19 protein-coding genes are annotated in these 20,412 nt (G+C 70.1%); 4 read left to right on the top strand and 15 right to left on the bottom strand.

The window, feature by feature from the left end:
- Window positions 1-179: 179 nt before the first annotated feature.
- The 3 genes from ACODT0_RS39430 to ACODT0_RS39420 are packed head-to-tail and all read left to right on the top strand — an operon-like array spanning window position 180 to window position 2,229.
- Window positions 180-596 (top strand): SEL1-like repeat protein, encoded by a 417-nt coding sequence (locus ACODT0_RS39430; protein WP_261210834.1) that lies wholly within the window; start codon window positions 180-182, stop codon window positions 594-596.
- Window positions 580-786, top strand: a complete 207-nt coding sequence (locus ACODT0_RS39425) for a hypothetical protein (protein ID WP_479670562.1) — start codon at window positions 580-582, stop codon at window positions 784-786. Before ACODT0_RS39430 ends, ACODT0_RS39425 begins: the two co-directional genes overlap by 17 nt.
- Window positions 787-843: 57 nt before the next feature.
- Window positions 844-2,229 carry a glycosyltransferase family protein gene (locus ACODT0_RS39420; RefSeq protein ID WP_489043806.1) on the top strand — a complete coding sequence of 462 codons (1,386 nt, stop codon included), beginning with the start codon at window positions 844-846 and terminating at the stop codon, window positions 2,227-2,229.
- A gap of 4 nt (window positions 2,230-2,233) precedes the next feature.
- Here ACODT0_RS39420 and ACODT0_RS39415 read toward each other — a convergent pair whose 3' ends face one another.
- From ACODT0_RS39415 to ACODT0_RS39370, 10 genes are all read right to left on the bottom strand, one after another.
- Window positions 2,234-2,695, bottom strand: a complete 462-nt coding sequence (locus ACODT0_RS39415; RefSeq protein WP_422096194.1) for a GNAT family N-acetyltransferase — start codon at window positions 2,693-2,695, stop codon at window positions 2,234-2,236.
- 71 nt (window positions 2,696-2,766) lie between these two features.
- Complete coding sequence (locus ACODT0_RS39410) at window positions 2,767-3,741, bottom strand: CobW family GTP-binding protein (protein WP_489043807.1); 975 nt, start codon at window positions 3,739-3,741, stop codon at window positions 2,767-2,769.
- A 16-nt stretch (window positions 3,742-3,757) separates the two neighbouring features.
- A complete protein-coding gene (locus ACODT0_RS39405; RefSeq protein ID WP_489043805.1) occupies window positions 3,758-5,419 on the bottom strand; it encodes an amidohydrolase in 1,662 nt (553 codons plus the stop codon).
- 49 nt (window positions 5,420-5,468) lie between these two features.
- Window positions 5,469-6,503, bottom strand: a complete 1,035-nt coding sequence (locus ACODT0_RS39400) for an ABC transporter ATP-binding protein (RefSeq protein WP_057591949.1) — start codon at window positions 6,501-6,503, stop codon at window positions 5,469-5,471.
- On the bottom strand, window positions 6,500-7,531 hold the full coding sequence (locus tag ACODT0_RS39395) for an ABC transporter ATP-binding protein (RefSeq protein ID WP_489043804.1): 1,032 nt from the start codon (window positions 7,529-7,531) through the stop codon (window positions 6,500-6,502). Before ACODT0_RS39395 ends, ACODT0_RS39400 begins: the two co-directional genes overlap by 4 nt.
- Before the next feature lies 1 nt (window position 7,532).
- Window positions 7,533-8,453, bottom strand: coding sequence for an ABC transporter permease (locus tag ACODT0_RS39390; RefSeq protein WP_057592025.1), 921 nt, complete (start codon window positions 8,451-8,453; stop codon window positions 7,533-7,535).
- A 28-nt stretch (window positions 8,454-8,481) separates the two neighbouring features.
- Window positions 8,482-9,456 (bottom strand): ABC transporter permease, encoded by a 975-nt coding sequence (locus ACODT0_RS39385; RefSeq protein ID WP_208512633.1) that lies wholly within the window; start codon window positions 9,454-9,456, stop codon window positions 8,482-8,484.
- 12 nt (window positions 9,457-9,468) lie between these two features.
- Window positions 9,469-11,070, bottom strand: coding sequence for an ABC transporter substrate-binding protein (locus tag ACODT0_RS39380; protein ID WP_489043803.1), 1,602 nt, complete (start codon window positions 11,068-11,070; stop codon window positions 9,469-9,471).
- A 209-nt stretch (window positions 11,071-11,279) separates the two neighbouring features.
- The gene (locus tag ACODT0_RS39375; RefSeq protein ID WP_057591953.1) at window positions 11,280-12,728 is read right to left on the bottom strand and encodes an NAD(P)/FAD-dependent oxidoreductase; all 1,449 of its coding nucleotides are present in this window, start codon (window positions 12,726-12,728) and stop codon (window positions 11,280-11,282) included.
- Between the two features lie 8 nt (window positions 12,729-12,736).
- Window positions 12,737-13,138 carry a nuclear transport factor 2 family protein gene (locus ACODT0_RS39370; RefSeq protein WP_489043802.1) on the bottom strand — a complete coding sequence of 134 codons (402 nt, stop codon included), beginning with the start codon at window positions 13,136-13,138 and terminating at the stop codon, window positions 12,737-12,739.
- Between the two features lie 149 nt (window positions 13,139-13,287).
- On the opposite strand from ACODT0_RS39370, the gene pdxR reads away from it, so the two are divergent.
- A complete protein-coding gene (gene pdxR, locus ACODT0_RS39365) occupies window positions 13,288-14,826 on the top strand; it encodes a MocR-like pyridoxine biosynthesis transcription factor PdxR (RefSeq protein WP_057591955.1) in 1,539 nt (512 codons plus the stop codon).
- A 62-nt stretch (window positions 14,827-14,888) separates the two neighbouring features.
- Here pdxR and ACODT0_RS39360 read toward each other — a convergent pair whose 3' ends face one another.
- The 5 genes from ACODT0_RS39360 to ACODT0_RS39340 form a co-directional block, all read right to left on the bottom strand.
- Window positions 14,889-16,361, bottom strand: a complete 1,473-nt coding sequence (locus ACODT0_RS39360; protein WP_261210825.1) for a DEAD/DEAH box helicase — start codon at window positions 16,359-16,361, stop codon at window positions 14,889-14,891.
- Between the two features lie 153 nt (window positions 16,362-16,514).
- Window positions 16,515-17,399: a KPN_02809 family neutral zinc metallopeptidase gene (gene ypfJ, locus ACODT0_RS39355; protein WP_489043801.1), complete on the bottom strand. Its 885-nt coding sequence runs from the start codon at window positions 17,397-17,399 to the stop codon at window positions 16,515-16,517.
- A 135-nt stretch (window positions 17,400-17,534) separates the two neighbouring features.
- Window positions 17,535-18,101, bottom strand: coding sequence for a dCTP deaminase (gene dcd / locus ACODT0_RS39350; RefSeq protein ID WP_057591958.1), 567 nt, complete (start codon window positions 18,099-18,101; stop codon window positions 17,535-17,537).
- Between the two features lie 68 nt (window positions 18,102-18,169).
- On the bottom strand, window positions 18,170-19,456 hold the full coding sequence (gene guaD / locus ACODT0_RS39345; RefSeq protein WP_489043800.1) for a guanine deaminase: 1,287 nt from the start codon (window positions 19,454-19,456) through the stop codon (window positions 18,170-18,172).
- Between the two features lie 159 nt (window positions 19,457-19,615).
- Window positions 19,616-20,152, bottom strand: coding sequence for an Rrf2 family transcriptional regulator (locus ACODT0_RS39340; RefSeq protein WP_057591960.1), 537 nt, complete (start codon window positions 20,150-20,152; stop codon window positions 19,616-19,618).
- Window positions 20,153-20,412 lie beyond the last annotated feature (260 nt).

The following is a 20,412-nucleotide window of genomic DNA, read 5'->3' as shown; positions in this document are numbered from 1 at the left end:
TGCTGCGCGCGGGCGCCTTGCATCCAGCCCCTTTGCGGGGCAACGCGACCCCTTGGATAGTGTGAACAGGCCCTAGTGCCCTCAGCCTGCGCCATAGGCCGGTTGCGGAAATTCCAGTTCGACGCGCCGGCACGCGCGCGGGAAGATCGTGGCCACCGAACGCCACGAAGGAGCCCGCGATGCACCTCTCCCCGCCATTCCCCCACCGCGCCCTGCGCGCGATGCTCCTCGCGGTCGCGTTCGCCGCGGCCGCCAGTGCCTCGGCGCGCGACACGGCCGTGGCGGTCACGCCCGAACAGCGCTTCCAGCTCGCGCTCGAGGCCCAGTCCGCGCGCGACTACCGTTCGATGATGTCGCTGCTGCGCGAGGCCGGCGCCTCGGGCCACCGCGAGGCGCAGGAGATGCTCGGCGTGGTGCTGCTGGCCGGGCCGCTGCTGTACGGCAACGGCGTGCCCGCCGACCGCTGCGAGGCCCGCCACTGGGCGCGCGAGGCGGCGCGCCAGGGCAGCGAGGTCGGCCAGCACCAGCTGCACCTGCTCAACCGCGCGCGCAACGCGCCCATGGGCAGGGAGGCCTGCGATGCGCAGCGTTCCTGAGTTCGCGCGCGGGCTGCTCGCGCGGCACGGCGCGGTGGGCCTGCTGCAGGCCTGGCGCATGCTGCTCGCGGCGGTCGCGGTGGCGGCCTTCGCGGCATCGGTCGATGCGGGCAGCGACGAAGCACCGGCCGCCACCTGCACGACGGGCGACTGCGTCCGGACCGCGGCCTGCGAGCATCCGTCGCGCTAGCGATCCGCGTCGAGGCACGGGGGCGACAATGGGGCACGCCCCACTCGCCGCCCCCGCATGTCCTCCACCACGATCCTCTCCGTCTTCGCCCACCGGCCGATCGACGGCCTGCTCGAGAACCACGCGGCCTATGCGGCGCGCTGGGGCTACGCGCACGAGGCCAGGGACAGCCTGCACGTGTTCGGCGACCGGCAGGCCGAGCTCTACAAGTACCACGCGATCTATGGCGCCCTGCTCGCGCTGCCCGAAGGCGGGCTGCTGCTGGTGCTCGACGAGTTCTCGGTGGTCTACGGCCGGCAGAAGCTCGAGGACGTGGCGCTGGGCCATGACTTCGTGGTCGTGTCGCAGGAACCCGGCGCCGGCCTGCCCACATCGAGCGGGATGATCCTGCGCAACACCGCCGAGGTCCGCGAGCGGCTGCGGCTGCTGGTGTTCCGTCTGTCGGTGAGCGTGGCGGGCGACCCGGACACGCTGGGCAAGTCCGCCGGCGAGCACCTGGGCGAGGCCTTCGCCGTGCATCCGCTCGAGAACCGCCTGGCCAACGGCTACTACAGCAGCATCCAGGCCGTCTGGGACGGCGGCGGCCGCGTCGCCATCGACCAGTTGCCGAAGGTGGTGCCGCTGGTCGCGCATGCCGCGCCGCGCTGGGAACGCCAGCATGGCGTGTGGCTGCCGACCTATGGCTACGACTTCCGCTACGTCAGCGTGCTGCTCGAGCAGGCGCGGGCCTTCGAGGAGGAACGGCCGCTCGACCTGCCGGCGCAGTGGGAGCAGGCCGCGCAGGAGGCACGGGGAGGCGAGTTGCACCTGAACCCGCAGGCGAAGATCGCCTTCGTCTCGTTCTACGACGCCAAGGTCGCGGGCTACGGCCGTATCCACGAAGACAACCTCGCGCGCTACTGCGAGCGCCACGGCTATGCCCATCACCTCTATCGCGAGCTGCCGGCCTTCGTGCCGGCGGGCGTGCAGGCCAACTGGGCCAAGATGCACCTGGTGCGCGAGCATCTGGCGCAGCACGAGCAGCTGTTCTGGATCGACGCCGACATCCTCGCGATCAACCAGCGTCTCGGCGTCGAGGACGTGCTCGGCGCGCGCGACTTCGTGATCGGCATGGACCACAGTGCCTGGCCCGCGAACTCGGGGCTGATGGGCTTCAGGCCCGGGCCGCGCATGCGGCAGTTCGTCGACCATGTCTGCGCGGCCATCGAAGCCGCGCCCGACAAGTCGAACGTCTATGCCGGCGGTGGCGACCAGGCCAGCGTGCTCGCGGGCATGCGCCATTTCGGGTTCGAGAACGCCGAGCACGTGATCGACGCGATCTCGCTCGCGCCGGCGCCGATCTACGCGACCCGCGACAGCCGCTTCGTGCACTTTCCGTCGCAGATCAATGCCTACCGGGCCGAGGCGATGCGGGCCTGGGACCGGTGGAGCCACGAACGCTGAAACCTCAGACGTTCTTCGCAAAGATGATGAAGCCCGTGCGGTCCGCGACCTTGTCGTAGAGCCGCTGCCCCGCGAGATTGGTCTCGTGCGTCTGCCAGTAGACGCGCTTCACGCCGGCCTGCCGTGCGCGCTCGTACACGCCCTCGATCAACTGCCGGCCCACGCCCTGCCCGCGCAGCGAGGGCAGCGTGAACAGGTCCTGCAGATAGCAGGTCGGCTCGATGCGCGTGGTGCTGCGGTGGAACAGGTAGTGCGTGAGGCCGACCAGCCGGCCCTCGTGCTCGGCCACGAGCGCATGCACGGGCTCGTAGGCGTCGAAGAAGCGCTGCCAGGTAGCCTGCGTGATCGCGTCAGGCAAGGCCGTCGGGCCCTCGCGCTCGTAGAAGGCGTTGTAGCCGTCCCACAGCGGCTTCCAGTCGGCGTAGTCGTCGCGCGTGGGCGGGCGGATCACGAGGGTCGGGTTCATGGCGTGTGCAATGGCGCGGGTGCGCGTCGGGCGAAAAGCCGGCATTGCAACACGAACGGGCTGGGGCGCGGCTAAGGATTCGCTGAAGACGTCACGCTCAGGAAGAATTCCTCGAGTGCCGCTGCCGGCAGGTGGCCGCGCAGCCCGATCGCGACCACCGCCGCGCCTTCGGCATCGAGCGGCGCGGCAGCCCGCCGCAGCATGCCGTGGCGGCCCGCGTACTGGACTTCGGACCAGGTCTCGACACCGCCCTCGGCCTCGATCTTCAGCAGGCCCTTGAGCCGCAGCACGCCGGGCGGCATCGCGCGCATCCAGGAGCGCAAGGCCTCGGGCGCGAACGTGGCCGAAGGCCGGGCGCTCCAGGTCGCGAACTGCGCACCGTGGTCGGCGTGATGGCCATGATCATGGTCGCAGCCCGGCACATCGCAATGCGCATGCGGCCTTGCCTGCCCATGCAACCCCGAGGCCAGCGCGAGCGGCAGCTCGGACTGCGTGGTCGCGACTCGCGGCGTGCCCGGCGCGGTCGCGTCGAGCCAGGCCGTGGCCGCGGCCAGCGCGGCATCGTCCGCGATGTCCGTCTTGTTGAGCACCACGAGGTCGGCCGACTTCGCCTGCCGCGCCAGCGTGTCGGCCAGCAGCGGATCGCGCGACTGCGCGGCGACCGCGCTCGCATCGACCAGCACCAGCACGGCCTGCAGGCTCAGCTCGGGCGCGGCCATGCCGATCTGCGCGATGCGCCAGGGGTCGGAGACGCCGCTGGCCTCGATCACCACCGCGTCGAACGGCGGCTGGGCGTCGATCGTGCCCTGCAGCGCGCGCCCGAGGTCGTCGCCGATCTGGCAGCAGACGCAGCCGTTGGTGAGCGCGACGGTGTCGCCATGGCGCGCGGCGATCAGGCCGGCATCGATGTTGAGCGCGCCGAAGTCGTTGACCAGCACCGCCATGCGCAGGCCCTCGGCCTCGGCCAGCCAGCGGTTGAGCAGCGTGGTCTTGCCGGCGCCGAGGAAGCCGCCGACGACCGTGAGCGGCAGGCGCTGCGCCGTCATCGCGGTCATCGCGCCCTCATGCCTCGAACACGCGGCCCGACAGCACCGTGCCCCAGACGCGCAGGTCCTTGAGCCGCATCGGGTCGATGGCCAGCGGATCCTCCTCGAGCACGCAGAAGTCGGCGCGCTTGCCGCATTCGATGCTGCCGATCTCGCCATCGAGCTTGAGGGTCCAGGCCGCGCCCAGCGTGATGGCGCGCAGTGCCTGTTCGACGGTGATGCGCTCGGCCGCGCCGAGCACGCGGCCCTTGGGCGTGACGCGGTTGACCGCGCACCAGGCGGTGAACAACGGCCCGAGCGGCGTGACCGGCGCGTCGGAATGGATCGCCAGCGGCACGCCCGCGGCGAGCGCGCTGCCGCAGGCATCGAGCCGGTTGGCGCGGTCGGGGCCCATGGTCATCTCGTAGTGCTGGTCGCCCCAGTACCAGATGTGGTTGGCGAACAGGTTGGCGCACAGGCCCAGCGCGGCCATGCGGCGGAACAGCGGCGCGTCGATCATCTGGCCGTGCTGCAGCGTGTGGCGGTGGTCGGGGCGCGGCGCGCGCGCGAGCACACGGCCGATGGCGTCGATCGCGACCTCGCTGGCCTCGTCGCCGTTGGTGTGGGTGTGGATGGTGAGGCCGGCGCGGTGGTAGGTCTCGAAGTCGGCCTCGTACTGCGCGGGCGCGGTCACCCAGATGCCGTTGGGCGCGCCGTTGAAATGGCCGGGCCAGCGCAGCCGCGCCGAGAAGCCCTGGATCGAGCCGTCGAGCATCATTTTCACGAGGCCATAGCGCAGCCGGTCGGTGTTGCGCGGCATCAGCGCCTTCACGTGCTCCGCGCCCTGCGCCGCGCCGTGCGTGCCGTGGAAGGCCTGGAACGCGGGCAGGATGCGCACCGCGAAATCCTCGGCGCCGGTGGCGCGCTCGAGCACGCCGCAGTCCTCCTCGGTGAGCTTGTTGACCAGGTCGGTGGCGGTGGTCACGCCCTGCATGCAGGCCAGCCGCGCGAAGGAGCGCACGCCGGCCTCGGTCATCGGCGCCAGCAGGCCTGCATTGCCGATCCTGCGCAGCACCAGGAACATCGCGGCCGGCTCCTGCAGCTCGCCGGTGGGCTCGCCCTCGGCCGGCCCGGCGGCGAACTTGACCACGCCCTCGACCTCGTTGTCGCGCGTGATGTCGGCGATGCGCAGCATCGCGCTGTTGACGTTCATCAGGTGGCCGTTGGCATGGCCGATGACGATCGGCCGCGTGGCGCTCGCGCGGTCGACGTGTTCCACCGTCATGCGCTCGCCGCCGAAGTAGATCGGATCGAAGCCCCAGGCCACCAGCGGCTCGGACTCGGGCCGGCCCTCGGCCTGCATGCGCGCGGCGATCTCGGCCAGCCGCGCGACCACGGCCTCCATCGAGCGCAGGCCGCTCCAGACCTTGCCCTGCGGATCGCGCCGGTCGAACCAGCCGAGATACGCCCAGTCCCACATGCTGCCTTCCTTGAGGTGGCAGTGGCCCTCGACCAGCCCCGGCATCAGCACCTTGGACGCGAAGCGCTCGTCGAGCGCGAAGTCGCCCCAGGCGCGCATGTCGTCGAGCGAGCCGACCGCGAGCACGCGCCCGTCGCGCACCGCGACATGGGTGGCCTCGGGCTGCATCGGGTTCATCGTGAGGATCTTGCGGGCGCTGTAGACGGTGGTGGCGGTCATGGGTTCGGGAAGGAGGATGGACGGGGCGCGACGCGATGTTCGCGCGGATTCAATCGGCTTGCAGGCGCAGGGGCGGCAGCGGCTGGCCGTCGGCCAGCCCGACGCGGCGGCAGCGCACCCAGTGGCCGGGCACCACCTCGCGCAGCGGCGGCGGCTCGGCCGCGCAGGCCGGCTCGGCCACCGGGCAGCGGCCGGCGAAGCGGCAGCCATGCGGCGGATCGATCGGGCTCGGCGGATCGCCCGTGAGCTTGATGCGGCCCGCGGCGCGGCGCCGGCCGCCGCCCACGGTGGGCACGGCCGACATCAGCGCCACGCTGTAGGGATGCAGCGGCTGCGCGAAGAAGGCGCGCCGCGGCGCGCGCTCCACGATCTGGCCCAGGTACATCACGGCGATGTCGTCGCAGATGTGCTCGACCACCGCCATGTCGTGCGAGATGAACAGGTAGGTCAGGCCCAGTTCGCGCTGCAGCCGCGCGAGCAGGTTGAGGATCTGGGCGCGGATCGCGATGTCGAGCGCCGACACCGGCTCGTCGCAGACCACGAGCTCGGGGTTGGTGGCGAGCGCGCGCGCGATGTTGATGCGCTGGCGCTGGCCGCCCGAGAACTGGTGCGGAAACAGCTGCTGCTGCTCGGGCCGCAGGCCCACGGCCTCGAACAGCTCGGCCACGCGGCGCGTGCGCTGCTCGGGCGTGCCCACCTGCATCAGGTCGAGCGGCGCGCGCACCGCAGCACCGGCGCGCTCGCGCGGGTTGAGCGAGGAGAACGGGTCCTGGAAGATGATCTGCATGCGCGTGCGCGAACGGCGCAGCGCCTCGCCCTCGAGCGCGCCGAGGTCGGTGTCGCCGAGCCGGATGCGGCCACCGGTCAGCGGCGACAGCCGCATCACGGCGAGCGCGGTGGTGGTCTTGCCCGAGCCAGACTCGCCGACCACGGCGAGCGTGCGGCCGCGGCGGATCTCGAAGGACACGCCGTCCACCGCCTTCACCACCTCGGGCTTGCGACCCCAGCCGGCCCTGGCGCGCGGGAAGTGCACCTGCAGGTCGTCGACCGCGAGCAGCGTGTCCGCCGGTTCGATCAGGCTCATGCCGCCTCCTCCGCCAGCGCCTCGGCATGCAGCCAGCAGGCCGCGCCGTGCGAGCTGCCGCCATCGCCCTCGCCGGCCAGCGCGAACATCGGCGGCACCTCGTGCGCGCAGCGCGGCATGGCATGGCGGCAGCGCTCGCGGAAGGCGCAGCCGCTGCCCAGTTCCCAGATCGAGGGCACGACGCCGGGGATCTCGGCCAGGTCCTCGCGCGTGTCGTCGTCGAAGGCCGCGCTGCTGCCGAGCTCGGGCAGGCAGTCGATCAGGCCGCGCGTGTAGGGATGGCCGGGCGCGGACAGCACCTGGTCGGCGCTGCCCTGCTCGATCACGCGGCCCGCGTACATCACCATCACGCGGTCGGCCATCTCGGCCACCGCGCCCATGTCGTGCGTGATCAGCAGGATCGCCGTGCCCTTCTCGCGCTGCAGCTCGCGCAGCAGGTCGAAGATCTGCGCCTGCACCGTCACGTCGAGCGCGGTGGTGGGCTCGTCGGCGATCAGGATGTCGGGCCGGCAGGCCAGCGCCATCGCGATCATCACGCGCTGGCGCATGCCGCCAGAGAGCTGGTGCGGATACTCGTCCACGCGCCGCTCGGGCGCCGGGATGCCGACCTGGCGCAGCATCTCGATGGCGCGTTCGCGCGCGGCCTGCGCATCGAGGCCCGCATGCAGCCGCAGCGATTCGCCGATCTGGTCGCCCACGCTGAACACCGGATTCAGCGAGGTCATCGGTTCCTGGAAGATCATCGAGATGCGGTTGCCGCGCACCTCGCGCATGCGCGCGTCGGTGGCGCGGACCAGGTCCTCGCCCTGGAACAGTACGCGGCCGTCGCGGATGCGCCCTGGCGGCGAGGGAATGAGCCGCAGCAGCGCGAGCGCGGTCATGCTCTTGCCGCAGCCCGACTCGCCGACCACGCACAGCGTCTCGCCGGCGCGCAGCTCGAAGTCCACGCCGTTGAGCACCAGCGCCTGGCCGCGCCGGGTCCGGAATTCGACGTGCAGGTCCTGCACGCGCAGCAGTGGCTCGCTCATCTCAGCGCTCCCTCAGCTTGGGGTTGAGGGCATCGTTGAGCCCGTCGCCGATCAGGCTGACCGCGAGCACGGTGACGAAGATCGCGGCGCCGGGAAAGGCCACGGCCCACCAGCACGACAGCACGTACTGGCGGCTCGAGCCGATCATCAGGCCCCAGCTCATCTGGTTCGGGTCGCCCAGGCCGAGGAAGGACAGGCCGGCCTCGAACAGGATCGCCGCGCCGATCGCCAGGGTGGCCGACACCACCAGCGGCGGCAGCGCATTGGGCAGGATCACCTTCCAGATGATGCGGGCGTCGCGCGCGCCGATGGCGCGCTCGGCGCGCACGAACTCCAGCCCCCGGTACTTGAGGAACTCGGCGCGCGTGAGCCGCGCGGTGCCGGTCCAGCTCACGACGCCGATGGCCAGCGTGACCGTGACCAGCGTGGGCGAGAACAGCGTCACCACCACCATCGCGAACAGCAGCGCGGGCAGCACCTGGAAGAACTCGGTGATCTTCATCAGCACCGCGTCGACCTTGCCGCCGTAGTAGCCGGCGAAGGCGCCCAGCGTGATGCCGATCAGCACCGACAGCAGCGCCGCCACCGCGCCCACCAGCAGGGTGGCGCGGCCGCCGTAGATCAGCGCGGTGAGCACGTCGCGCCCGAGGTAGTCGCTGCCGAGCCAGGCCTCCTCGCTGAACGGCGGCGTGAGCGGCGCGGCCTTGATCTCGAAGGGATCGGCCGGATAGAGCCAGGGCCCGGCGATCGCGACCGCGAGCACGATCAAGAGCAGCACCATGCCGGCGATGGCCGCGGGGTTGCGCAGGAACATGCGCGCGGCCTCGATGCCGGGGTGTTCGGCGCGCGGGCCGGCGGTGGCGCTCGTGCGCGCGGGCGCCACCGGCTTCGCGGCGGGCGCCGGGTCTGGGTCGAGGGTCATCGTGGAGGTCGCATTCATCGGGGAGGCGTCACGCGGTCTTGATGCGCGGATCGATCAGGCGGTAGCAGAGGTCCGTGAGCTGGTTCATCACCACCACCACGATGGAGGAGAACAGCAGCACGCCGAGGATGGTCGGGTAGTCGCGCCGCAGCACCGAGTCGAAGGCCAGGCGGCCGAGCCCCGGCCAGTTGAAGACGGTCTCGACCAGGATCGCGCCCGCGAGCACGTTGCCGAACTGCAGCCCCAGCACCGTCACCACCGGCAGCAGCGCGTTGCGCAGCGCATGCTTGTAAAGCACCACGCGCTCGGCCAGGCCCTTGGCGCGCGCGGTGCGGATGAAGTCGGAGCCGAGCACGTCGAGCATCGACGAACGCGCGAGCCGGCTGTACTGCGCGAGATAGACCAGGCTCAGCGTGATCGTGGGCAGCACCAGGTGGTGCGCGACGTCGAGCACGTCGGCCAGGCCGCCGCCGGTGGCGTCGATGGAGCGCATGCCGGCCACCGGCAGGATCGGGAATACCGAGGCCAGCAGGATCACCAGCATGATGCCGATCCAGAACACCGGCGCCGCGAAACCCACCAGCGACAGCACGGTGATGAACTGCGACAGCAGCCCGTTGGGCCGGCGCGAGGACAGCACGCCGAGCGCCGTGCCGACCACGAAGGCCAGCAGCACCGAACTCAGCACCAGCAGCAAGGTGGCGGGCACGCGCTCGGCGATCATCTGCGTGACCGGCAGGTTGAAGAAGTAGGAATAGCCGAGGTCGCCGCGCAGCACCTTGCCGAGGTAGACGCCGAGCTGCACCGGCAGCGGCCGGTCGAGGCCGTACTGCGTGCGCAGCTCGGCCATGAGCTCGGCCGACATGCCGCCGCTCGCGCCCGCGATGGTCTCGACCGGATCGCCCGGTGCCGCGTGCACCAGCACGAAGTTCAGCACCACCACCGCGAGCACCAGGGCGAGGCCCTGCAGCAGACGCGAGGCGGCGTAGCGAAGCATGCCCATGTGCGCCCTGCCTTACTTGATGTAGACCTCGTCGAGCGGCGACAGCGGTCCCCAGATGGTGGTGGGCACGTTGCCGACCTTCTTGCTGGTGATCGTGTGGTAGGGCACCTGGTTGATGAACTCGATCGGCAGCTCGTCGGTCACGATCTTCTGGAAGGTGGCGTAGTAGGCCTTGCGCTGCGTCGGGTCGGTCAGGCCGCCGGCGGTGTTGAGCAGCTCGTCGACCTTCGGATTGGCATAGGACTGGGTGTTGGTCCAGACGATGGGCTTGATGTTGGTCGACAGGTAGGTGCGGTGCACGCCGATGATCGGATCGCCCCAGTTGAAGACCGCGTCCATCGACATGTCGAAGTCGTGCGTGGCCAGCCGCTTGGCCCAGGCCGGGAAGTCGGCCGAGGCGCGCACCTCCACCGTGATGCCCACCTTCTTGAGCTGGCCGCGCACGTACTCGGCCACGTTCTTCTGCTGGTCGTCGCCGCCGGGCAGGTAGTCGATGGTGAGCTTGAAGCGCTCGCCGTTGGCGCCGGCCTTGTAGCCCGCGGCATCGAGCATCTCGCCGGCCTTCTTGAGGTCGAGCGGATAGCGCACCAGGTCGTTGACCGCGAACGGGCTGCTGGCCACCAGCGGGCCGTCGGACACGGTGGCGAAGCCGCCCATCAGCGCCTTGGTGATGAAGTTCTTGTCGATCGAGTGCGCGATGGCCTTGCGCACCTGCAGGTCCGACAGCGGCTTCTTCGCGGTGTTGAAGGCCAGCCAGTTGAGCGGGCCGATGCCGTCGTAGCCCTTGGGCGTGAGCGACACGCGCGGATCGCTGGCGAAGCGCTTGAGGTCGGTGGGCAGGGTCGCGAAGGGCAGCATCTGGATGTCGCCGCGCTCCACGCCGAGCACCAGGCTCGCCATGTCGGGCGTGATGCTCACGATGACCTTGTCGAGGTAGGGCTTGTTGGGCAGGAAGAACTTGTCGAAGCGCTCCATCACGATGCGCTGCGAGGGCTTGAACTCGGTGACGCGGAACGGGCCCGAGCCGACCACGTCGGTGCTGTTGCGCGGATGGTTCTTGAGGTCGGTGCCGTCGCCGTAGATGTGCTTGGGCAGGATCGGGCACAGCGCGGGCGACATCGCGAGCACGATCGCCGGATGCGGCGCGCTCATGCGGATGATGGCGGTGTAGGGATCGGGCGTGTCGACCTTCTCGACCGGGCCCAGCATGGTGGTGAAGGGATGGTTGGCCTTGATGGCCATGATCGAGAACGCGACGTCGGCCGAGGTGATGGGCTTGCCGTCGTGGAACACGGCGTTCTTGCGCAGGTTGAGCGTGAGCGACTTCGCGTCGTCGGCGAGCTTCCACGATTCGGCCAGGTAGGGCTGCGGGTTCCACTTGTCGTCGAAGCGCAGCGGGCTCGCGAAGATCTGCGCCGAGGGCAGCGCAGTGGCGATGCCCGACTGCACGGCGCCGTTGAGGTGGCGCGGCGTCTGCGTGCTGCCGATCACCAGCGTGCCGCCACGCTTGGGTTCTTGCGCGGCGGCGGGCAGGGAGCACAGCGCGAGCGCGGCCAGCGAGGCCGCCGACAACAGGGTGACACGGCGCGTGAAGCGGGAGAGCGGAAACGGCATGCGGGACCTCTGGATGGCTACTCGAAGATGAAGCGGCGCGCGGTGCGGCGCCGACGAGATCGACGATAGGCCCGCGAGCAGGTGCCACGAAGAGCCACGTGGCACCGATCCGCAGGGCCAGACGCTGCGGGTTTGCCCCGTTGTGCGGCGTGCGATGCGCCGTTTGCGGGAAGGCGCACCGGATGCGGGAGCGCGATGGCGCTCGCGCGCTACTTCTCGTCCTTGAGCCAGTACCACTTGTAGAGCATGCGCTGGCCCATGCGGCGGAACGGCGCGAAGGCCTGCGACTCGACCAGGCCCATCACGTTGGGGAAGGGCAGCGGCGAGTCGTAGATCGGCAGCTCGAACACCTCGCGGCCCGCATCGCGGCCCGCGATGCGCTCGGCCAGGCGCTTGCCGGCCCAGGTCGAGAACGAGACGCCATTGCCGCCATAGCCCACCGCGTACCAGATCTTCTTCGACGCATCGGGCTGCGTGATGCGCGGCATCATGTCGTGGCTCATGTCGACCCAGCCCCACCACGAGTGGTCGATGCGGATGTTGGCGAGCGGCGGGAACTTGCGCGCGATCGCGTCGGTGAGCAGCTTCAGGTGCACCGGTGCCTCGGCATCGGCGCCGCTGACCGAGCTGCGGCTGCCGATCTGCAGCCGGTTGCCCTCGAGCAGCCGGTAGTAGAAGCGCAGCGTGCGCGTGTCGGTGAGGAAGGTCTTGGAGCGGAAGTTGGTGGCCTTGAGCTCGGCCTCGGTGAGCTCGCGCGTGACCACCGAGTTCGAGAGGATCGGCATCACGCGGTTCTTCAGCAGCGGGCTCAGCGCCTGGCCCGTGTAGCCGCCGGTGCACACCGCCACGCGGCGCGCGCGCACCGTGCCGCCGGGCGTGCGCAGGTGGTGCACGCCGTCGATGGTCTGCCAGCCCTGCACCGGGCTCGAGGTGTGGACCTTCACGCCGAGCGCGCGTGCGCGCCGCAGCAGGCCGAAGGTGAACTTCAGCGGATGGATCCCCACGCCCTCGGCCTCGAACATCGCGCCCACGGTCTCGCGCTCGTCGCAGTAGTCGCTGCGCACTTCCTCGGCGCTCATCATGCGCGTGGCATAGCCGAAGGTGTCGCGCATCAGCGCGGCCTCGGCGGCGAGCACCGGCAGCTTCTCGCGGCGGTGCGCGAGGTAGAGATGGCCGCCGTCGAAGGCATCGCAGTCGATCTGCTGCGTGAGCGCCTTGAAGTTCTCGAAGCCCGCGCGGATCTCGGCGTCGAGCTTCTTCGCGGTATCGAGGCCCCAGCGCGCGATCCACTGCGAGCGCTTGAGGCGGCCGCTGGCGTTCTGGCCCTGGCCGCCGCTGCGGCTCGAGCAGCCCCAGGCCGCCTGGTTGGCCTCGAGCACGGTGGCGCGGATGCCGTGCTCCTGCGCGAGGTAGAGCGCGGTCGACATGCCGGTGGCGCCCGAGCCCACGATCGCCACGTCGACGTCGATGTCCTGCACCAGCGGGCCGTCGTCCTCGGGCGGCGTGCCCGCGCTCGCAACCCACCAGGTGGGCGCATAGGCGCGGCCGGCGCCGGGGTCGGGCGCGAGCAGCGGGTCGTAGCGCGGGTCGTAGGGCCGCGAGGGCGTGGCGGGCACGGGCTCGGCGGAAGCGAAGTGCGTGGCGGTACCGGTCGTCATGGCCTTGTCTACTTGGCCGCGGGCAGGTTCGGCCTTGCCTTGCGGAACACGTTCTTGAGCTGGATCTTCCCGTCCTTGAAGGTGAAGACGTCGATGCCATCGGTCTCGATGCGGCTGCCGTCGGCGGCGGTGCCGGTGAAGGTCCACTGCGAGGTGCCGAAGTCGCCGTGCACGAAATGCACGCCGTCGATCCACTGCGCGTCGGGCACGGCCTGCCAGGCGGCCGCGAAGGCCTTGCGCACGGCCTCGGTGCCCGTGTGGCGGGTGCCGCAGGCATCGGGGCCGGCGGCGGTCTGGAACACGCAGTCGTCGCTCATGAAGCTCATCAGCGCATCGATGTCGTGGCAGTTCCAGGCCGCGCTGAAGGCGGCGAGGGTGTCGGTGGTCACGGGCGGGAAAGAAGAGGACATGGCGCTCGGATTGAAGTCTTTGGGGAATGAATGGAGCCGAGGGTAGGCAGCGGGCGGGACGCGCGATAGGGCCAGATGCGGGGATTCGACCGAGCCAGAGCGCACCGGCATGCGCGCTCGCCAGAGGCCTGCCCTAAACTGCGGCGACCATGGCAAGCCATCCCCGAGCCACCCAGTGGGCGCAGCTCTTCGCGCTGCCCGACCAGCCCGCGCTGCCGCTGCAGGCGCGGCTGCGCGCCGCGGTGGTGCAGGCCATCCTCGAGGACCACCTGAGCCCGGGCGCGTCGCTGCCCTCCTCGCGCGAGCTCGCGGTGCTGCTGGGCCTGAGCCGCAACACCGTGACCTCGGCCTACCTGCAGCTGATCGACGAGGGCTTTCTCGAGGCGCGTCCGCGCAGTGGCGTGTTCGTGGCGCGCAATGCGCGCCCGCCCGCGGCGGCACCGGCCGAACCGCTGGTGGGGCGCAGCGGGCAGTCGGGCCAGCCGCCCGACTGGTCGCAGCGCGTGCTGCGCTCGCTGGTGGACCAGCCCACGCTGTCCAAGCCCGAGCGCTGGCGCGACTATCCCTATCCCTTCGTCTACGGCCAGCACGACCCGCTGCTGTTTCCGACCGAGGACTTCCGCGAGTGCTGCGCGCGCAGCCTGGCGCGCTCGCAGCTGCAGCACTGGACGCCCGACTTCGAGACCGACGACGTGCCCGACCTGATCGAGCAGATCCGCACGCGCCTGCTGCCCAAGCGCGGCGTGTTCGCGCTCAAGGAGGAGATCATCGTCACGCTCGGCGCGCAGCATGCCTACTACCTGCTGGCCGACACGCTGTTCGACACCCACACGCGCGTGGGCCTCGAGGAGCCCGGCCATCCGCATGCGCGCAACAGCTTCTCGCTGCGCCAGCCCAGGTGGGTGGAGGTGGCGGTGGATGAAGACGGGCTGGTGGTCGATGCGCTGCCCGCGGCCGACTACCTGTTCGTCACGCCTTCGCACCAGAGCCCGACCACCGCCACGCTGAGCCTGGAGCGCCGCCAATGGCTGCTGCGCAAGGCCGAGCTGCAGGACTTCGTGATCATCGAGGACGACTACGAGGCCGAGAACCTCTACGAGGGCACGCCGATGCCGGCGCTCAAGAGCCTGGACAAGACCGGGCGCGTGATCTACGTGGGCTCGGTGTCGAAGAGCCTGTCGCCCGCGTTGCGGCTGGGCTTCATCGTGGCGCCGCGCGCGCTGATCAAGGAGCTGCGCGCCATCCGCCATGCGATGGTGCGGCATCCGAGCGCGTTCCTGCAGCATGCCTATGCGCTGTTCCTCTCGCTGGGCCATCACGAGTCGCATGCGCGGCGCGTGAACCATGCGATGCAGGAACGGCTCGCGCTCGCGGCGCAGGCGCTGCGCGACCACCTGCCCGATTTCGAGTTCAGGCTGCCGCAGGGCGGCGCGTCGCTGTGGGTGCGCGCGCCGGCCTGGGTCGACGCGGGCGAGCTGTCGCTGATGGCGCGCAGCCACGGCGTGCTGATCGAGGCCGGCGACGTGTTCTTCGCGAAGCCGCCCTATCCGTGTCCGTTCTTCCGGCTGCGGCTGTCGTCGATCCCGGCGGCGCAGATCTCGGCCGGCATTCGCGCGCTGGGGCTGGCGGTGGAAGAACTCGCGGCCGCGCGCGGCGAGCGGCGCCCCGCGGGCGGACGCACGCACTGAGGAAGCGCCCATGAAAAAGGCCGCGACATGCGCGGCCCCGTTGCTGGGCGATCGGCAGCCGGTCAGCTCGGCTCGGGCGTCTTGAACAGCGCCGGGATCTTGCGCTTGCTCTTGATGTTGCTCGACACGCCGGTGCGCGCGGGCGCGGACTTGGCCGCGGCTTCCCAGGCCGGCGCGGCCTCGCTGTTGCTGTTGCCGGGCTCGTAGGGCTTGTCGAAGAAGGGATCGCGGGGCGCCGAGGGCGCGCGATGCGGGCGTCCGCCGCCGCGCCGCGCATCGCTGCCGTAGCCGCGTTCGCGCGGCTGGTCGAGCACGTCGCGCGCGTCGCCGGCCTCGCCCTCTTCGCGCCAGTGGCGGCGGCCGTCGTTGATGCGGCCGCGCGGGCGGTCTTCCTCGAACTCGACCGGCTCGAGCTCGATCTTCTTCTTGATCAGCTTCTCGATGTCGGCCACCAGGCGCGCATCGTTGCCGCCGCTCGCGAAGCTCACGGCCAGGCCCGAGGCGCCGGCGCGGCCCGTGCGGCCGATGCGGTGCACGTAGTCCTCGGCGTTGAACGGGATGTCGAAGTTGAAGACCGCGGGCACGTCCTTGATGTCGAGGCCGCGGGCCGCGACGTCGGTGCACACCAGCAGGTCGACCTCGCCGGCCTTGAAGGCGGCAAGCGCCTTCAGGCGCTCGTCCTGGCTCTTGTCGCCATGCAGCGCCGAGGTGCGCAGGCCGTCGCGCTCGAGCGTGCGCGCGAGCCGGGCGCAGCCCAGCTTGCTGTTGACGAACACGAAGGCCTGGGTGATGCCGCGCTGGCGCACGATCTGCTTGAGCGCGCGGCGCTTGTCGTCGTCGGACACGCTGTAGAAATGCTGCTCGACAGTGGAGGCGGTCTCGTTGGGACGCGCCACCTCGATGGTCACGGGGTTCTGCAGGTAGCTGCCGGCCAGGCGCTTGATCTCGGGCGAGAAGGTGGCCGAGAACAGCAGCGTGGTGCGCTGCTTGGGCAGGTAGCTGAGGATGCGCTGCAGGTCGGGCAGGAAGCCGATGTCGAGCATGCGGTCGGCCTCGTCGAGCACCACGTACTCGACCTGGTTGAGCACCGCGTTCTTGGCCTCGATGTGGTCGAGCAGCCGGCCCGGCGTGGCCACCAGCACCTCGACGCCCTTCTTCAACTCCAGCGTCTGCGGCTTCATGTCGATACCGCCGAACACCACCGTGCTGCGCAGGTTGGTGTACTTGGCATAGAGCTTGATCTGCTGCGCCACCTGGTCGGCGAGTTCGCGCGTGGGCAGCAGCACGAGGGCCCGCACCGGATGCCGCGCGGGCGAGGTGGAGGCGTTCTCGTGCTTGAGCATGCGCTGCAGCAGGGGCAGCGAGAACGCCGCGGTCTTGCCGGTGCCGGTCTGCGCTGCGCCCATCACGTCCTGGCCCGAAAGCACGACCGGAATGGCCTGCTCCTGGATCGGCGTCATGGTCTCGTAGCCCATTTCGGCCACGGCACGCGCCAGCGGAGCCGCCAGCGATAGGTTGGAGAAGGAACTTGTCATTGAGCCCGCTATTGTCGCACTGCCGCAAAAAACGGCAGTGACCGCGCGATGACAACGTCCGCTTTCACGGCATTGCTATTTATTCAATAGCAAACAACGGAGCACTGGCGCGCGGTCCAAGATGTCGCGCTGCCAGGCAATCGTGTGCAACCGTCAGAGGCTGCGCGCGTTGAAGGTGTCGCAGGCCTGCACGCTGCCCGTTTGATAGCCGGTTCCGAACCAGCGCTGGCGCTGCGCGCTGGTACCGTGCGTGAAGCTGTCGGGCACCACCGCGCGCCCCGCGGAGCGCTGCAGGGCGTCGTCGCCGATCTTCTGCGCGGCATTCATCGCGGACTCGATGTCGCCCGGGTCGAGCCACTTCTTCGACTCCTGCGAGTGGTGCGCCCAGATGCCCGCGAAGCAGTCGGCCTGCAGCTCGACGCGCACGCTCATCGCGTTGTTCTGGCTCTGGCTCAGGCGCCGGCGCATGCCGTCGACCTTGGCCGTGATGCCGAGCTCGTCCTGCACGTGATGGCCGACCTCGTGCGCGATCACGTAGGCCTGCGCGAACTCGCCCGGCGCGCCGAGCTGGTTCTTGAGCGTGTCGTAGAAGCCGAGGTCGATGTAGACCTTCTTGTCGCCCGGGCAGTAGAACGGCCCCATGGCCGATTCGCCGGTGCCGCAGGCCGTGGGCGTGGCGCCGCGGAACAGCACGAGGCGCGGCGCGTGGTAGGTACCGCCGTTCTTCTGGAAGATGTCGCTCCAGACCACCTCGGTGTTGCGCAGCACGGTGCTGACGAAGGCGGCCTCGCGGTCGTTGGCCGGCGGCTTGGGCGCCGGGCCCTGTTGCTGCTGCTGCACCGGTGCCGGGCCGCCGCCACCGCTGAGCAGGCTCAGCACGGTGAGCGGATTGATGCCGAAGACCCAGCCCGCGATCAGCGCGACGGCGATGGTGCCGATGCCGATCCCGCGGCCGCCGATGAAGCCGCCGCCACCACCGCCACCCTCGCCGCGGCGGTCTTCCACGTTGTCGGATTGCTCGTTGCCTTCCCATCTCATCGCACGCTCCTTGCCGGCCTCTTGCTGGGGTTTTGGCCGGTGATCGCCGGATGGTAGCGGCCCCGAGGCGCGCCGGGGTAACCGGGCGTCAGCGCAGGCCGCGTGCGCATGGCGGAGGCGCGCTCGAACGCCGGATCAGGTCTTGGGCAGCGTCACGCCGCGCTGGCCCTGGTACTTGCCGCCGCGGTCCTTGTAGCTGGTCTCGCAGACCTCGTCGCTCTCGAAGAACAGCACCTGGGCGCAGCCCTCGCCCGCATAGATCTTGGCCGGCAGCGGCGTGGTGTTGCTGAACTCGAGCGTCACGTAGCCTTCCCATTCGGGCTCGAAGGGCGTGACGTTGACGATGATGCCGCAGCGCGCATAGGTGCTCTTGCCCAGGCAGATGGTCAGCACGTTGCGCGGGATGCGGAAGTACTCGACGGTGCGCGCCAGCGCGAAGCTGTTGGGCGGGATGATGCAGTAGTCGCCGTGCATGTCGACGAAGCTCTTCTCGTCGAAGTTCTTCGGGTCGACCACCGTGCTGTGGATGTTGGTGAAGACCTTGAATTCGGGCGCGCAGCGGATGTCGTAGCCGTAGCTCGAGGTGCCGTAGCTGATGATCTTGTGGCCGTCGGACTCGCGCACCTGGCCGGGCTCGAAGGGCTCGATCATGCCGTGCTGCTCGGCCATGCGCCGGATCCATTTGTCGCTCTTGATGCTCATATGCGGTCGCTGCTGCGGGGGGAACGGGCGCGAATTGTGGCACGGCAGGCAGCGCCGCCCTGCCCCGCCTATCCGGCCTGCGAGATCACCGTGCGCTCGACCAGCCGGTCGTCGCCCAGCACGATCAGCGCGAACAGCAGCTCCTCGAGGCCGCTCGCCCGTGCGGTCTTGCGCTCCAGCAGCGGCGTGGCCTTGGGGTTCAGCACCAGGAAGTCGGCCTCGCAGCCCGGCTGCAGGTTGCCGACCACGCCGTCGAGCCCCAGCGCGCGCGCCGCGCCGCCGGTGTGGCGCCACCAGAGCTCCGAGGGCGCGATGCTCAGGCCGGCCTTGGTCTGGCCCTCGCGGCCCACGTAGTAGGCGGCCATCATGGTGTGGAAGGGGCTGAAGCTGGTGCCGCCGCCGACGTCGCTGGCCAGGCCGTAGGGGTGGCCCACCCGGTCGGCCTTCCCGAAGTCGAAGAAGCCGCTGCCCAGGAACAGGTTGCTGGTCGGGCTCACGGCCGCGGCGGTCTTCGTCTCGCGCAGCAGCGCGCGGTCGGTGTCGTCGAGGTAGATGCAGTGCGCGTAGACGGCGCGCTCGCGCATCAGGCCGAAGCCGGCATAGACGTCGAGGTAGGAACGCGCCTGCGGATACAGCTCGCGCACCCAGGCCACCTCGTCGCGGTTCTCGGCCACGTGCGACTGGATCCAGGTGTCGGCGTACTTCGCGGCCAGCTCGCCGGCGCCGCGCATCTGCGCGTCGGTGCTCGCGGGCGCGAAGCGCGGCGTGATGGCGTAGCCGAGCCGGTCGACGCCGTGCCACTTGCGGATCAGCGCCTCGGAATCGATCAGGCTCTGCTCGGTCCGGTCGCGCACGCCGTCGGGCGAGTTGCGGTCCTGCAGCACCTTGCCGGTGATCATGCGCAGGCCGCGGCGCCGGGCGTCCTCGAAGAAGGCATCGACCGAGGCCACGTGCGAGGTCGCGAAGGTCAGCGAGGTGGTGACGCCGTTGCGCAGCAGTTCGTCGAGGAAGAAGCCGGCCACTTCCTTCGAATGGGCCGGGTCGGCGAAGCGGCTTTCGGCCGGGAAGGTGTAGTTCTCGAGCCAGGGCAGGAGGCCCGGCGAGGGCGAACCGATGATGTCGGTCTGCGGGAAATGGATGTGCATGTCCACGAAGCCCGGCGCGAGGATGCGCCCCGGCAGGTGCGTGGTGTGGACCTCGGGATGGCGCGGCGCCACGGCGGCGTGGCTGCCCGCATCGAGCACGCGCTGGCGGCCGGCGGCATCGGGGCCGACGACCAGCAGGCCGTCTTCGTCAAACTGGGGAAGACCTGCGGCGTCGAAGCGCAGCAGGGAGGCGCGGTAGGCTTTTTTCATCGTGGAGACCGAGCGTAATGCAGCCTCGCGCCGCCGCAATTTCCATGCGCATATGAGCGCTATATGGCGCGCCGCCTGCGGGTTATCCCGAGGCCGGGGCCTGGAAACGGCGAAGCCGGGCCATGGCGGCCCGGCCGGAAAACCCCGATGCCCGCGGTCTCAGGACTTCGCGAGCACCTTGCCGAGCGCGAACACCGAGTTCGGCACGTTGGTCGGGCGGGCGACGCTGGGCGCGGCCTGGCGCGAGGTCGCGTGGCGGACCACCGCGGGCGCCTTGGCCTGGGTCGCGTTGCGCGCGAGCTGCTCGTCCATCAGGTGCTGCAGCGTGACCGAATCGAGGAACTCCACCATGCGGCTGTTGAGCGATGCCCAGAGCTCGTGCGCGGTGCAGCGCACGCCTTCTTCCTCGCTCGCGGAGGCCGAGGACGGCGCCGCTTCGGCGGCATCGACCGCGAACACGATGTCGGCCACCGTGATGCGGGCGGCCTTGCGGCCCAGCGAGTAGCCGCCGCCCGGGCCGCGCGTGGAGGCGACCAGTTCGTGCCGGCGCAGCTTGCTGAACATCTGCTCCAGATAGGACATCGAAATCTTCTGCCGCAGGCTGATGGCAGCCAGCGTGACCGGACCGGTGGTCTGGTGCAGGGCCAGATCGATCATGGCGGTGACCGCAAAGCGGCCCTTGGTGGTGAGACGCATCTCATCTCTCCTTCGTGCTTCTTGTAGACGTGAGGCCATTGCGGCCCCGGGGCGAAGCTTCCTTTGTTGTTATGCGTTCTTCCAGAAACTCGACGCCGGAGTATCGGGCCTCGCGGACCGACTACCGGCAGATCCCGCCATTGTCGGCGAAAGATCTGCCTTTTTGGCACCGGAAAAGCACTGAAGCCTTCCCGAACACCGGCATAGGCCTGTCCGACACGAAAAACGGCATTCGGTTCCCGAACCCGCCGACGGGCGTT

This window comes from Variovorax sp. FG153 (assembly GCF_057809595.1).
Note: the sequence above shows the minus strand (reverse complement) of the source record. Positions and strands in the feature narration are given on the sequence as shown.